Annotated in this window: 15 protein-coding genes and 1 pseudogene; 7 read left to right on the top strand and 9 right to left on the bottom strand. The window is 64.2% G+C overall.

Translation table 11 applies throughout. From position 1 onward, the window contains the following. Window positions 1-60: 60 nt before the first annotated feature. The 3 genes from dctP (at window position 61) to EU800_RS24295 (ending at window position 2387) form a co-directional block, all read left to right on the top strand. The gene (dctP, locus tag EU800_RS24305; protein ID WP_165354831.1) at window positions 61-543 is read left to right on the top strand and encodes a TRAP transporter substrate-binding protein DctP; all 483 of its coding nucleotides are present in this window, start codon (window positions 61-63) and stop codon (window positions 541-543) included. 72 nt (window positions 544-615) lie between these two features. Then, window positions 616-1101 (top strand): TRAP transporter small permease, encoded by a 486-nt coding sequence (locus EU800_RS24300; RefSeq protein ID WP_129636077.1) that lies wholly within the window; start codon window positions 616-618, stop codon window positions 1099-1101. Between the two features lie 2 nt (window positions 1102-1103). Further along, a complete protein-coding gene (locus EU800_RS24295) occupies window positions 1104-2387 on the top strand; it encodes a TRAP transporter large permease (RefSeq protein WP_129636076.1) in 1284 nt (427 codons plus the stop codon). Between the two features lie 96 nt (window positions 2388-2483). Here EU800_RS24295 and EU800_RS24290 read toward each other — a convergent pair whose 3' ends face one another. The 8 genes from EU800_RS24290 to EU800_RS24255 all read right to left on the bottom strand — a co-directional run bounded on the left by EU800_RS24290 (window position 2484) and on the right by EU800_RS24255 (window position 10664). Beyond that, entirely contained in the window at window positions 2484-3686 is a 1203-nt protein-coding gene (locus EU800_RS24290) for a hypothetical protein (RefSeq protein WP_207209997.1), read from the bottom strand. Then, the gene (locus EU800_RS24285; protein WP_242500810.1) at window positions 3683-4174 is read right to left on the bottom strand and encodes a RidA family protein; all 492 of its coding nucleotides are present in this window, start codon (window positions 4172-4174) and stop codon (window positions 3683-3685) included. The genes EU800_RS24290 and EU800_RS24285 overlap by 4 nt, the downstream gene beginning before the upstream one ends. Further along, complete coding sequence (locus tag EU800_RS24280; protein ID WP_129636074.1) at window positions 4161-5141, bottom strand: ABC transporter ATP-binding protein; 981 nt, start codon at window positions 5139-5141, stop codon at window positions 4161-4163. The genes EU800_RS24285 and EU800_RS24280 overlap by 14 nt, the downstream gene beginning before the upstream one ends. After that, window positions 5134-6135, bottom strand: coding sequence for an ABC transporter ATP-binding protein (locus EU800_RS24275; protein ID WP_129636073.1), 1002 nt, complete (start codon window positions 6133-6135; stop codon window positions 5134-5136). Before EU800_RS24275 ends, EU800_RS24280 begins: the two co-directional genes overlap by 8 nt. Beyond that, window positions 6132-7250, bottom strand: a complete 1119-nt coding sequence (locus tag EU800_RS24270; RefSeq protein WP_129636072.1) for an amidohydrolase/deacetylase family metallohydrolase — start codon at window positions 7248-7250, stop codon at window positions 6132-6134. Before EU800_RS24270 ends, EU800_RS24275 begins: the two co-directional genes overlap by 4 nt. 1 nt (window position 7251) lies before the next feature. Beyond that, window positions 7252-8112, bottom strand: a complete 861-nt coding sequence (locus EU800_RS24265) for an ABC transporter permease (protein ID WP_129636071.1) — start codon at window positions 8110-8112, stop codon at window positions 7252-7254. Window positions 8113-8126: 14 nt separating this feature from the next. Then, window positions 8127-9068 (bottom strand): ABC transporter permease, encoded by a 942-nt coding sequence (locus tag EU800_RS24260; RefSeq protein ID WP_129636070.1) that lies wholly within the window; start codon window positions 9066-9068, stop codon window positions 8127-8129. A gap of 66 nt (window positions 9069-9134) precedes the next feature. Continuing rightward, window positions 9135-10664: an ABC transporter substrate-binding protein gene (locus tag EU800_RS24255; RefSeq protein ID WP_129636069.1), complete on the bottom strand. Its 1530-nt coding sequence runs from the start codon at window positions 10662-10664 to the stop codon at window positions 9135-9137. A 221-nt stretch (window positions 10665-10885) separates the two neighbouring features. On the opposite strand from EU800_RS24255, the gene EU800_RS24250 reads away from it, so the two are divergent. The 4 genes and pseudogenes from EU800_RS24250 to EU800_RS29005 all read left to right on the top strand — a co-directional run bounded on the left by EU800_RS24250 (window position 10886) and on the right by EU800_RS29005 (window position 13350). Next, window positions 10886-11665 carry an IclR family transcriptional regulator gene (locus EU800_RS24250; protein ID WP_242500809.1) on the top strand — a complete coding sequence of 260 codons (780 nt, stop codon included), beginning with the start codon at window positions 10886-10888 and terminating at the stop codon, window positions 11663-11665. 213 nt (window positions 11666-11878) lie between these two features. Continuing rightward, a pseudogene (locus tag EU800_RS24245) lies at window positions 11879-12061 on the top strand (GNAT family N-acetyltransferase); the annotation flags it as partial. Between the two features lie 512 nt (window positions 12062-12573). Beyond that, window positions 12574-12768 (top strand): hypothetical protein, encoded by a 195-nt coding sequence (locus EU800_RS24235; protein WP_129636067.1) that lies wholly within the window; start codon window positions 12574-12576, stop codon window positions 12766-12768. 450 nt (window positions 12769-13218) lie between these two features. Beyond that, window positions 13219-13350, top strand: coding sequence for a hypothetical protein (locus EU800_RS29005; RefSeq protein ID WP_256369790.1), 132 nt, complete (start codon window positions 13219-13221; stop codon window positions 13348-13350). Window positions 13351-14104: 754 nt separating this feature from the next. Here the strand turns inward: EU800_RS29005 and EU800_RS24225 are convergent. Then, window positions 14105-14233, bottom strand: a 129-nt coding sequence (locus EU800_RS24225; RefSeq protein ID WP_165354830.1) for an integrase core domain-containing protein, incomplete at its 5' end; no start/stop codon positions are given.

The following is a 14233-nucleotide window of genomic DNA, read 5'->3' as shown; positions in this document are numbered from 1 at the left end:
CGGTGAAAATGCTCCCGCCCCCCTGAAATCAGAACAGAAAGGGCCGATACTGGGCGACTTTTGCTCCGCCCGCAGCGAGAAACATCCCCGCCGCTACCGTGGTCGACTATTCCACTGCCGTTCTCACCGACCCCGCTGGACTGGGGCGAGATCTACAGCGCGCTTCAACTCGGCGCCATCGACGGAGCGGAATCCGGTCCGGCCTCCGCGCTCAGCATGAAGTTCAACGAAGTGGTCGACTACATGACCAAGACCGAGCATATCCACCTGATTACCGGCCTCGTGGTCGGCGAGGCATGGTGGAACAAGCTCAGCCCGGAACAGCAGGAGGCGCTGCGCTCCTCAGCCATCGATGCGGGCCGCGAGATGTCGGCACTGAACAATGCCGCCGATGCCGCTGCCAATGCCGAGCTTCAGGAGAATGGCATGGCGGTCAGCGATATCGACACGACCGAGTTCGTCGAGGCGGCCGTCAGCGAGATCGACGCCCTGGGCCTGACTGAGGCCTATGAGGAAGTGCGTGCGACGCTCGACGCCAACTGATTTCCCACTCACCATCCCCGGGGGCCATGACGGAACCATGGCCCTCGGGGCTCCCCTCGAAGGCCACGTCACATGCGCGCCTATCTCCTTCTCAACAAGATCGAAACCGTTGCCGCCGCCCTCGCTCTGATCGGCGTCGTCTGCCTGACGGGCTGGGCCGCGATCACGCGCTTCCTGGCCGTGCCGAATATATGGGTCCTGGAAGTCACGCAGGCCCTGTTCGCCTGGGCCTGTTTCCTCTCGGCCAGCATCGCGTTTCGTCGCAGTCAGCATTTCAATATCGAGTATCTGGCGGCGGTCCTGCCCGAGACCCTTCAGACAATGCTGCCGAAATTCCGCGCGCTTCTCATGCTGGGCATCCTGCTCGGCCTCATTTGGTACGCGCTCGACTATGTCGAAATGGCGAACCGCCGCACGCTGCCGTTGAGCGGCATCCGCTTCAGCTGGGTCGTCGCGGCGCTGCCAACGGCCTGTACCCTTATTGCGCTCAACTGCATCGTGGTGCTGCTCTCGCCCACCGATCCGTCCGTCGAACCCGAAGCAGGCTCGGAGGCCTGATCATGATTCTCCTTGGTGTCGCGCTCTTCCTGCTGGCCGTCGCGATCGGACTGCCCATTGCCTTCTCGCTGCTCCTGGCTGCGGTTCCGGCCTTTCTCAGTGGGGAATACCTGCCGGTCTCCATTGCCGTACAGAAGCTCGTCGGCGTGACTCAGATCTACTCGCTGCTCGCCGTGCCATTCTTCGTCTTCGCCGGCAATATCATGGCCGCCTCCGGCATCGCGACGCGGCTGGTGAACTTCTCCAACGTGCTTGTCGGCTGGATGGCCGGCGGGCTCGCACAAGTCTCCGTCGTCCTGTCGCTGCTCATGGGCGGCATCTCCGGCTCGGCGGTGGCCGACGCGGCGATGCAAAGCCGTCTGCTCGGTCCGGCGATGATCGACGAGGGCTACAGCAAGGGGTTCGCAGCCGGTGTGGTCGCCTATTCCTCGATCATCACCTCGACAATTCCACCCTCCATCGGGCTGATCGTCTTCGGCTTCATCGCCAATGTCTCGATCGGCAAGCTGCTGCTCGCCGGGATAGTGCCCGGCATCATTCTGACCGCCGCGCTGATGATCTACACTTTCCTGGCCGCCCGCCACCATGGCTATGCCGCTGCCCGCGAAACGCTCCCGACCCGCCACGAGGTCTGGACCGCCTTCCAATCCGCTTTCTGGGCATTGCTGTTTCCGGTGCTTCTGCTTGTGGGCTTCCGCTTCGGCTTCGTCACCGCAACCGAGGCCGGCGCCTGCGCGATTTTCTATTCGCTCTTCGTGGGTGTCGCAATTCATCGCGAGTTGACCTGGAAGACGATCGGCGAGGTCATCTCGAAATCGCTGGGCGATATCGGCATGATCATGCTGATCATCATCATGGTTGCCCCGCTCAGCCATGCGATCGTCCTGGCCAATGCGCCGCAGGCGATCGAAGGGCTCTTCAATGCCATCTCGGCCGGGCCGACGGCGACGCTGCTGCTGGTGCTCGCCTTCCTCGTGCTGGCCGGTGCCTTCATGGAAGCCACCGTCAACGTGCTTCTGCTAACACCGCTCTTCATGCCCATCCTGGTCGCGCAGGGGCTCGATCCGGTCCAATTCGGCGTCCTGATGGTCGTGATCCTGACCATGGGCAGCAACACGCCGCCCTTCGGCGTGACCATGTTCACCGTTTGCGGAATGCTGAAATGCGGGATTTGGCAATATGCCCGCGAGAGCCTGCCCTTCCTGCTGGTGATGCTCTCGGTGTTCCTGCTGCTGGCGCTCGTCCCGGAGCTTATCCTCTGGCTGCCGAACTCCGTCATCCACTAGACGCGCGCGACGGCAGGGCGGTTCCTGTCGCCGGGCACCGATCTTCCGACCTCCACAGGACCGGACAGCGCGCGGGCGCCGGCCCTGCCCGGCCCATCACTCCGTAGCCAACCAGGTGAGATAGCCATTGACGCCGGCATTTCGCGGATCGGCCTCAGGTCCGTCCGCCAGCGCGTGGCCATTCGACAGCACTTGCTTGAGCGCCTCGGCCACCAACTCCGCCTGCCCGGGAAGGAGATTGCAGGGATCGAGCTGGAAATACCCGAGTTCGACTTCGTGGTCCCGAACGATCACCACCGGGTCCTGCTCGGCGAAGGCCGCCGCGAAGCGGGCGGCGCTGGCGCCGGCAGCCGCAGCGTCGATATTGACCTCAAGGCGCTCAAGCGGGTTCTGCGTCGGGTCGGGCACGATCTCGGCGCGGATTCCGGGAAGTCCCTCGACCTCCTCTATCCAGAGCGCCAGCGCGGCCCGCTCGCGCTCACGGATTGCTCCCGCGTCGCGAACCATCCAGCTTTCCATCGCGGCGATGACTCCGGCGATGCTCTCCTTGCCAACCTTCATGCCTCGGCCGATGCCGATGTTCTGCAGATAAGCCGCACGCACGAGATCGCGGCGCCCGGCGACGATCCCGGAGGTCGGCCCGGACAAGAACTTGTGACCTGAATAGATCGCGAGATCGGCGCCCTTCGCGATGAAGCCTGTCAGATCGTATTCCGATGCCGCATCCACGATCACCGGCACGCCCTTGGAATGCGCGATCTCGACGAAGCGATCGAAGGGAACCTGGCCATAGTGCACGACATGATGCGAAACGACGTAGAGCGCTGCGGCGACGGTCTCGTCGAGCGCGGCGGCAAGCTGGTGATCCGCGCAGAGGGTCGCGGTTCCGATCGGGCGGGTGACGCCGCCCGCCAGCGCAATCGCCGTGTCGATGGCCGCGCCGTAATGGCAAAGGTGGCCCGCCTGAACGACGACGCCGGCCTTCGGTCCGGGCGCGCACGGCAATGCTTCGGCCCGGGCAGCATCGAGGCCCGTGATGCAGCCGGCGACGCTGAGGGAAATGCCCGCGCTCGCAGACGCGGTCACCAGTCCCGCCTCGCCGCCAGTCAGCCGGGCGATGACGCCGCTGGCCTTCGCCTGAAGCTCATGCATCTTGACGAAGCGTCCCATCGCCGCGGCGGTCGCCTCGCGCGCGGCCGCTCCGGTTACCGAGGCACCAAGGCCGGTCATCGTGCCGCTCACGTTGACGATCCGGGTGAACCCGTTCGCGTCGTGCCAGTCCCACATGTCGTCCGTCATTCCACCGCTCCCGTCTCGAAGATCGCCTCAATCTCGACCGTAATGTTGTTCGGCAGCGAACCGACACCGAAGGCCGAGCGAGCGTGTATCCCGTCTTCGCCGAAAACCTCCGCCAGGAGCAATGACGCACCGTCGATGACGAACGGGTGGCGCTCGAAGTCAGGACTCGCATTGACGAGGCCAAGCAGCTTGACGACGCCGGTGACCGCGTCGAGACCGCCGGGCGCGTCGCGCAGGGCGCCGAGGATGTTCATCGCCACCAGCCGTGCGTGTTCGCGCGCTTCTGCCGCGGTAACGTCGATGCCGACCTTGCCGCGCATCAGCGTGCCGTCGGGAAGCACCGGCCCCTGCCCCGACACGTAGAGCATGTCACCGGATCGCCGGACGTTGCAGAAGGCGCCGATTGGCGTCGGGGCGGCGGCCGGCAGGTCGATTCCCAACGCGGCGAGGCGGCTTGAGGGCGAGGACTTAAGATCAGGCAGTGGCATGGAGTTCATTCATTCTCTTGCAATAGCTCATGTGGGACGGGCCGACCGCAACGGCCTCGGGCCGGCCGTCAGCGCAGATCTCCGCGGCAACAGGGCATCGGGTGCGGAAGACGCAGCCGGAGGGCGGGCTCATCGGGCTCGGTATGTCGCCCGCAAGGATAGTGCGATGGCGTTCCAGCGTCGGATCGGGCAACGGAATCGCCGAGAGCAGCGCCTTGGTATAGGGATGCGCCGGGGTCTCGTAGAGCGGCCGGGCCGGGCCGATTTCGACGATCCGGCCGAGATACATCACCGCGATCTGATCGCAGAGATATTCGACCACCGAAAGATCGTGGGCGATGAAGAGCATGGTCAGGTTGCGCCGTTCGCGCAGTTCCAACAGCAGGTTTAGAACCTGCGCCTGAATGGACACGTCGAGCGCCGAGACGCTCTCATCGGCGACAATGAACTCGGGCTCGAGTGCCAGAGCGCGCGCGATGCCGATCCGCTGACGCTGGCCTCCCGAAAACTCGTGCGGATAGCGGCTCATCAGCTCAGCGCCGAGACCGACCTCCTCGAGAAGATCCGCGACCTTGTCGCGCCGGCTGGCATGCGATCCGATGCCATGCGCCCGGAGCCCTTCGCCGATGATGTCACCGACGCGCAGGCGCGGATTCAGCGAGGAGACCGGGTCCTGAAAGATGATCTGCATCCGCCGCCGCGCCGCCCGCATCTCGCGCGGGTCGAGCGCATTGAGATCCTGGCCGTCAAAGAATGTCTGGCCGGAGGTTGGCTCGATCAGCCGCAGGAGCGCCCGCCCGAGCGTGGTCTTTCCCGACCCGCTCTCGCCGACGAGGCCGGTGATCGAACCGCGCGGAATGTCGAAACTCACGTCGTCGACAGCGTGGACCGCACCGCCGGGGACCTGGAACGTCTTCGTCAGGTTGCGGATCTGGAGAAGCGCGTCGGTCTTGGCACCGTCAAGCATGCGCGGCCTCCCTTTCTGCCATGATGCATGCGACCCTGTGGCCGGACGCGATGTCGGCAAGCGCGACGGGCCGTTCGCATTCCTTGGCCGCGAGCTGGCACCGGGGAGCGAAGGCGCATCCGGGGGGCATGGCGTGCAGGCCCGGAACTGTGCCCGGGATGGGCACGAGCCGCTCGCCCGCTGGCCTCCCCGGCACCGGGATCGAGTTCAGAAGCCCGCGCGTGTAGGGGTGAGTCGGCCGGGCGAAGAGCGTTCGCGCATCGGCCTGCTCGACGATCGCGCCGGCATACATCACCGCCACATCGTCGGCCATCTCGGCCACGACACCCATGTCGTGGGTGATGAACAGGATCGACATGCCGAGTTCGCTCTGGAGCCGCCGCATCAGGTCGAGGATCTGCGCCTGGATGGTGACGTCGAGCGCCGTGGTCGGTTCGTCGGCAATAAGCAGAGCCGGGTTGCAGACCATGGCAAGCGCGATCATCACCCGCTGCCGCATGCCGCCGGACATCTCGTGCGGATACTGGTTCATCCGCGCCGCGGCGCCGGGAATCTCGACCAGTTCCAGCATCTCCAGGACCCGCTTGCGGCGCGCGGCTGCGTCAAGGTCGCTGTGCAGGAGCAGCATCTCGCCGATCTGGTCGCCGATGGTGAAGAGCGGGTTCAGGGACGACATCGGCTCCTGGAAGATCATCGCGATCTCGGCGCCGCGCAACTTTCGCATCTCCGCCTCGGGCGTCGTGCTCAGCTCCATGTCCGCGCCGTCGCGCCGCCGGTAGCGGACCGATCCGCCCGAGATCGCCCCGTTCTTCGGCAGAAGCCCCATGATCGCCAGGGACGAGACCGACTTGCCGGATCCGCTCTCGCCCACAAGCGCAAGAGTACGACCGGGATAGAGCGTGAAACTCACGTCCCGCAGCGCGGTGACCAGGGACCGGCGGGACCGGAAGCCCACGCGCAGGTTCGTGACATCGAGGATGGGCGCGGCGGTCACGGCACTCTCCGCGCGGCTGGAAGAGCGGACGCACCGATAATGGTCATCCTCGGCTCGAAGAAGCGGTCGATCTCCAGCGTTGCGCCAAGGCTGTCCGTGGCGATCTCGCGGTGATCGACGAGGTCGAAGAGCGTGAGGTCCGCCCTGGCGCCCGGCGTCAGGCCGCCGGTGCCGTCAAGCCCGAGGATCGGACGCGGCCGCTCGGTCACGCAGGCGATCACCTCCTCGAAGGGCAGCCCCACGGCGAGGAGCTTGGACATCGTCGTCGCCATGTCGTGCACCGGTCCGGCGATGTTGCGCAGATGCAGGTCGGTCGAGATCGAGAACGGCCGCAGTCCGTCGGCAATCGCACGGCGCGCCATGTCGAAGCTGAAGGAGGCCTGGCCGTGGCCGATATCCATGCGAACGCCCTCATCGGCAAGCCGCCTGGCCAATGCGAAGACCTTCGGCGTGTCGCCGATGGACCCGGCCTTCTTGCCGTTAAAGCAGTGTGTGACGATGTCCCCCGGCGTCAGGATCTCCAGCACCTCGTCGATCAGCGGGTCCGGCTCGCCGACATGCACCATCAGCGGCAGATCGAGGATCTCGGCGACGCGCTTGGCGATCTTCGCCGGAGAGATCCCCCAGCCGCGGGTAATGACTCCGGAAGCGCGGACCTTGATGCCGCAGATCACGTCCCGGTTGGCCTCTGCGACCGCGATCGTGCGGTCGACGTCGATGCTGCAATCGGGCGCGATGAGTTCGGAGACACGGTTGCAGGCGACGAGGCCGATTGACCCGATGTTCAGGAAGGCCCGGATCGTCTCCTGTCCCGGCTCGATCACGTATTCCCGCAGGCCGTGGAAGGCCGCCTCGCCCGCCGAGCCGGCATCGGCCATCGCGGTGACGCCGGTTGCACGGCCGGCCTCCTGCGGCCGCACGGAGATGTCGGTGCCACCGTGCCAGACATGCACGTGAAGGTCGCACCATCCCGGGCTCAGCCAGCTTCCGCCGCAGTCAATCACGTCGGCGCCCGCGATCGGACCGCTGGCCACGAGTCCGTCGTCGTTGATGAACAGCGACTCCGCTGCACCATCGAAACCGACGAGCCTGAAATTCCTGAGGTTAAGCGCCATGTCAGAGGTCCTTTGCCAGGCGCGGGTCCATCGCATCGCGGAAGCCGTCGCCGATCAGTTGCAGGGCCAGCACCGAGATCGAGATCGCGAGCCCCGGAAAGACGATGAGGAAGGCGGCCTGGTCAAGGTATTGGCGCCCCTCGTTGATCATCGTGCCCCAGGACGGCGTCGAAGGGTCGATGCCGACGCCGAGGAAGGAGAGCCCGGCTTCCGCCAGCATCGCATAGGCGAAGATGAAGGTCGCCTGGACGATGATCGGGGAGAGAATGTTGCGCAGCACATGCGTGAACATGATCGTCACCGTCGACGAACCGAGCGCGACTGCGGCCTCGACATAGGGAAGCTCGCGGATGACCAGCGTCGAGGCGCGCACGATCCGGGCGATGCGCGGCGTGTAGACGATGGAAAGGGCGATGATGACGTTGACGATGGACCCGCCGAGGATCGACACAAGCGCGATGGCAAGCAGGATGTCCGGGAAGGCCATCATCGCGTCGACCAGGCGGGACATCGGCGCGTCGAGCCGCCGGAAAAAGCCGGCAAGAAGGCCGATGGCGATGCCGGCGACCGAAGACAGCGCCGCCACGCCGAGGCCAATGGTGAGAGAGACGCGGCCGGCATAGAGCAGCCGCGAGAAGACGTCTCGCCCGAAGGCATCGGCGCCCAGAAGGTAGTCGGCACCCGGTGCGGTAAGGCGCGCGCGCACCGACATCTTCGCGGGGTCGGCCGGCGCGACGAGCGGCGCGAGGACGCAGAGCGCGACGATGACCACGAAGACCAGCAGCGCGACGAGCACCGCCCGGCGCGACAGCAGCAGCGCCCAGAAAGTCGGTTCGGATCCGGCGGAAGCGGTCGCGGCCATGTCCCCTCGTCCCTTCAGTATTTCACGCGTTTGTCGACCAGCAGGTAGAGCAGGTCGGTGATCAGGTTGATCAGCACGTAGACCGTGGCGACCACGATCAGGGTCCCCTGGATCACCGGGTAATCCCGACGCAGCACCGCGCTGACCACGAGGTTGCCCATGCCGGGGATGTTGAACACCCGTTCGGTGACGACTGCGCCGGACACCAGCAGCGCGAAAGTCAGACCCACGACGGTGATGATCGGGATGGCGGCGTTCTTGAGCGCGTGGCGCAGGACGACACGCGCCTCGCCCATGCCTTTGGAGCGCGCAGTACGAACATAGTCCTCACCGAGGATGTCGAGCATCGAGGCGCGGGTGAAACGCAGGATCAGCGCCGAGTTGACGATGCCGAGCACGATCGAGGGCAGGATCAGGTAGCCCATCCGGTCGAGAAAGCTCGCGTCGGGGCCGCCATAGCCGGAGGCCGGGAACCAGCCGAGATCGGTCGCGAGGTAGCGCTGGAACATCAGCCCGGTCCAGAAGCTTGGGACGGAGGCGGCAAGCATTGCGGTGGTAATCGCCGCCTGGTCGAGGAAGGAGCCGCGCCGATAGGCGGCGTAGATGCCGATCGGCGTGGCGATGATGAGGGCGAAGAGGAGCGAGAACAGCGACAGGAAGATCGTCGGTTCGGCACGACCCGCCAGCACTTCGGTGACCGGCTGACGGAAGAAGAGCGAGGTTCCGAGATCGCCCTGCACCGCACGGCTGACGAAGGCGAAATACTGCACGGCGATGGGGCGGTCCAGCCCGAGTTGGGTTCTGAGTTCGGCCGCTTCTTCCGGCGTGGCTTCCGGCCCCAGCATCAGAGCGGCAGGGTCGCCCGGCGCCAGGCGGACGATGACGAAGGCGATGGTCAGCACCAGAAAGATGACCACCAGCATTCCGACAAGGCGCTTCAGGACATAGCGTGTCATGACGTTCCAGCTCGTTTTCGTCGCCAGGAGCGGGCGCCCCGACAGGGACGGGGCGCCCGACGGGGCCTATTCGGGAAGCGCGACGTTCCAGAAGAACGGCCACGGCGTGGCGGTCACGCCTTCCAGACCGGCCTGTGTTCCCGAAAGCGCGTTGAAGGCACCGATCTTGATGAAGCCCACATCCTCGAAGACCTGCGCTTGAAGATCGGCAAAGAGCGCCTTGCGCTTCTCCATGTCGGTCTCGGTGGTGAAATCGGTGAGGATCTGGTCCTTTTCCGGGTTCGACCAGCCGAGGCGAGAGGTCTTGTCGTAGAGGCTGGTCAGCGCCGGCTCCGGAAGGAACGGCGAGTGGGTGATGTAGATGTCCCAGAGCGCCGGATCGTTGCGGCGCTGGCCCAGGGTCGCCCAGTCCACCACGTCCATCTGGACGGTGAAGCCCGCCGCTTCCAGCGCCATCTTGGCCACCTCCGCCATCTTGAAGTGGAACTCGTATTGGCGCGAGGTCAGGATGCGCAGCGGCGTGCCGTCATAGCCGGCCTCCTTGAGCATCTCGGCGGCCTTTGCCTGGTCGTTCTGGTTGAAGAGCTCGGTGCCCGCCTCGTTGCGCCAGGCCCAGCCCTCCGGGTAGAGCGGACCGTCGGTGAGGAAGAAATTGTCGTCGCCAAAGGCGGCAAAGAGCATGTCGTCGATCGGCAGCGCCGCCTGCAAGGCAAGCCGGATCGCCTTGTCGGTCAGCAACCCGTCCTTGTGATTGATCGCGAAGATCGGCCAGCCGAAAGGCTTGAGGAGCATCGGGTCGGCGACATCGGACTCCTCGAGACGCTGGTAGCTCTCCGCCGGCAGGCTGTCGGCAAAGGCGAACTGGCCGGACAGGAGCCCCTCGACGCGGGTGTTGGGATCGGGCACCGGCACGAAGCGGATCTCGTCCACCGTCTGCTGGCGCGCGCCTGCTGCCCCGTCGGAGGGTTCGTCACGCGAGACGTAGTCGTCGAACTTCACGAGTTGCAGATACTGGTCCGGGACATGTTCGGCGATCATGTAGGGGCCGGTGCCGACCACGTTCTCGATCGTCTCGGCGATGATTTCCTCGGGATAGATTGCAGCCGCGGAGTTGGAGAATGCGAGCAACGACAGGAGCGGCGAATAGGCCTCCTTCATCGTGATGGTCACTTCGTAGTCGCCGGTCGCCTCGACAGACGCCACCTTGTCCGCGACGAGCTTGCCGCGCGAGGCAACCTCAAGCCAACGTTTCAGCGAAGCGACGACATCCTTCGCGTCCATGCTCGATCCGTCGTGAAAGCTCACGCCCTCACGGATACCAATCGTATAGGTCAGCCCGTCTTCGCTGATCTCCGGCAACGCGGTGGCCAGAAGCGGCGCGATGTTCCACCCCGAGTCAAAGGTATAGAGCGTCTCGACGAAATGCTGCGTGACGATGGAGACCACGTCCTTCGTCGACACCATGGGATCGAAGGTATCGGCCTCGCCGATGATCGCCACGTCGATCGTTCCCGCGGCCCCGGCTGGTACGGCGAGAGCGCTTCCTGTTAGCAGCGCGGCCAGGACACCGGCCTTGCGGAGTTTTGTCAGTCTCATCTTAACCTCCATAGTTATGTATTATATTCCCTATTTAGGGTATTCTTCCGGTCGTAAACCTGTCAAGCTTCGGCTGCAGCGTGAAAGACAGCAAAGGCGCGGCGGAAATGGATCCTATTTCAATGGGTTGGATTCGCCCGGAGAGCCCGGAGACCCGCGCCGGTTGACGCAAATTGGGAATCATCCACAATTGTGGGCTTCCGAAATGGAAAGGAGCGATCGTGACCTCACAGCGAAAACGAACGGGAGCCATCGACAGATCGCTTCAGGTGCTCGACGTTCTGACCGATCGCGGCAAGCCGATGAGCGCCTACGAGCTTGCGCGCGCCACCGGCGCCCCGGCGTCGACGGTCTACAAGATCGTCGACGAACTGCTGGAGCGTCACATGCTCAGCCGCGTCGAGGAATCCCTGATCTGGCTGGGCCCGCGGCTGCTGCGCTACGGCCTCACCTACCGCGCGAGCGTTGATGCCTTCGCGGAGGCCCGCCGCGAGATGGCGCGGCTTTGCGCCAAGGTGGGCGAGACCGTGCAAGTCTGTGCCCGTGACGAGGGGATGATGACCGTGATCTCAATGGCGCGCGGCCCCGGCCACTTCAACGTGGCCTCCGATGTCGGCACGCGGGTGCCGCTGAACTGGACCGCCTCCGGCCGGCTTCTACTCGGACACCTGTCCGAAGAAGAGCGACGCGCCATCTTCGCCGAAAGCGCCCGTCCGTCGGAAACCGGCCAGGCCGAGACCAACCCGGACCTACTCTCGCGGCTGGCCCGCGGCGAGTTCGAGAAGCGCCTCGCTGTCCAGATGAGCGCATCGGAATATGCCGTCGCCTGTATCGCCTCCCCGATCTGCGACACGACCGGCGAATGCATCGCGACAATTTCGATCGTGCTCCCCGAAACCAAGGCAATGGCCGAGCTCGACCGGCTTACCTCCGCGGTTCAGGAATCCGCCAGGAACGTCGAGAACGCCCTCGGCCATCGCACGGTCGCGATGACGCTCTAGTCAGCGGTCCGGTTTCGCGGCTTTTCGATCCAAGAACCGGGTGGCCTGGGCGCGCAATCCTTCCCTCACAACGGCAGATTCCGGAAGAACGGGTGCCGAGCGAACCTTGAGACATTCCGCGTGAACGCGGCCCGGGCCGGAGAGTCATGTCACCAATGCAGGTCGGCGGCGCCGCGTCGTGTATCTGTCCGTCACCCCCAAACGGTTGACGGCGAAGCTGTTGGCTTCATCAGCCTTCTGGGCAGCTTCATTGGCGGGATTTTCATTGCGCCAGACCGACAGGGCTTTGGCATAGGGCGCCAACTTATCGCCGATGCACTGGCCCGGAAGGGGGAACTGTCCCTGGAGGTCTACACCGAGAATGAGCAGGCCGTTCGCTTCTATAACATCCCCGGCGCTTGAGCCATCGAACGTCTATGTCCCGGTAGTCCTCCGTCGTGTTCCTCGCCCCAAAGTGCCAGTGCCGCCCGCTACCTATTCCGCCCATGTGCTGCCTCGGATTTTGCCGAAATCATTTGCAAGTTTGGCCCTCTATCGGTGCATCCCAACGGCTTCTGCCCGGCGCGTCCGCGCCGCCCTCTTCCGGCATCCCTCGCAGCAATACCGCGCATCCACGCGCCGCCAATCCCGCAAGGCATCACCGCACCAGCGACACGTCCAATCGCCACGAGCAAGACGGCGCAGCAGCGCCACTGCGCGTTTCTGGCGGTTTCCATTGTGGCCGGTCCCAAAATAGGCATGGAAAATGACAGTCGGGCGGTTTGCATCCTCGTCTATCCAGAGGGCATCGGGGTCAGGTCCAGGCATCGGCATTCCTTTTTTCGGCACCCATAGCCGGGTCAAGTTGCTTGAAAGGCTTTCGGTTGAGAATATAATCCCGTCGGAACAAGTAGGGAACAGCAGTCACGATGTCCCGACGCAGACAACGCGGCAGCGTGGATGACTTGCTGCCCGATGACATTGTTCCCTGGGCGAGGGATGTCTGGCGTGACCGGCTGGAACTCGCGAAGCTTGATAGCGGGCCGTGGATGCTCAGGATGGCCGCCGACGCGCTGGGCATCGACCAGGAAGAGGTGGACAAGCTGCTTAGAACGAAGAAATGAAATCGTCCGCGACGGCTTCGGCACGCAAGGCCGCTTCATGCGCACTCCAGACCTCCGGCGAGAGGGCTTCCTTCTCAGACGCAGCACAGTTTCGGAGCATGTGAACAGCCCGTAGCCGCCGTTCACGCAACTTCTTATCGCGCGGCAATGCGTCCCGCCGAACCGGAAATTCGCCGCACACGCTAAAAGCTGGTATCGCTGATGGACGGTAATGCAGACACTGCCGCCGTTCATTTTTATGCTCGGCAGTGATCGCTCCGGTGCCCGAAGTTGTTATTGCCGCCTCTTCACAACAGACCTAGAATACAAGGCTACTGGCTGGGCACCGAAAAGGCCCGCGTCTGTTGCCCCACCGGACTCATCGCCCCGGCTACCGCCGGGCAACCCTGATCTCCCAAGGCACCGGCCCCGGAGGCATACTGCCCCAAGGAAGCACGCTGGAGATACACCATGTCCAAAGAAAAAAGCCGCGGCAACCGTGAGGCGAAGAAGCCCAAGAAGGAAAAGCCCAAGGTGCTCGCAACTGCGAACGCCAATGCGGGCAAGTCGGAAACCATCATCGCCGGCAAGAAGGTGAAGTAGCAACTGCGATTGGGGCGCCGGACCACCCGGTCCAGCGCCCTATGCGATTGACCACCCCGTTCGATCAGGGCCGGATTGATCCAAATGTTTCCGGTTGCGATACTGCCCCGGTTGGGTTCGTGACGCCGATGCGCCAGAACTGGGAACCCGCTCCGGGCAGGACGCGAAGCGCTGGCTGGTGATTTGGTTGCGCGGCAAGGACGTCACCTGCAAATGGAACGGTGACGTGACTCATGGACGAAAAGTCGGCATTTGCTACGCCGATGGCGTGGACGTTGGGGCTGCCGTTATTGCCGCTGGTCATGCTCTCGACTGCCCGCGTTTTTCCGGCGGCCGATATTCCAGCTTGGAGACCCCGGCTGCGCGTTCACGCCTTCTGCGCGCGGGGTATTGCCGATGACAGGCCAAGGCGCTCCAACTCTCCGTCCAACGCACTTACGATCGATGCCGCCATCGGCAGCTCTGCCGATCCTGCCACCGTCTCTTCACGCGGAGCAATGGCCGCCATACTATCCCGGTTTTGGACAATCGGACTCCGAACCGGACGTTCCCGATGGCTCACACCGACAACAATACGGCGTATAAAGACCTTTTCCAGCGCGCAATATCCTATTGCCACGTGTATCGTTGTTCCAAATCCTCAACCAGGTCTATCAGGTTGTCGTGGCCATCGACGGAGACGAGGGGATAGAAGTTGACCTGAGACCCGGCTTCCCTCCAGCCTTTGGGAGAATCCGTCGGTTGATTTCTGGCCTCATGCGGCCTTGGTTTCCAGTCTCGATTTCATTGCGAAATCCCGCGGCGTGAGATTGCCGAGGGATGAGTGGGGCCTGTTGCGGTTGTAGTCCTCCTTCCAGGCTGTGATTTTCTCGCGGGCCTCCGC

This window comes from Tropicimonas sp. IMCC6043 (assembly GCF_004146235.1).
Lineage (GTDB): Bacteria > Pseudomonadota > Alphaproteobacteria > Rhodobacterales > Rhodobacteraceae > Tropicimonas.
Note: the sequence above shows the minus strand (reverse complement) of the source record. Positions and strands in the feature narration are given on the sequence as shown.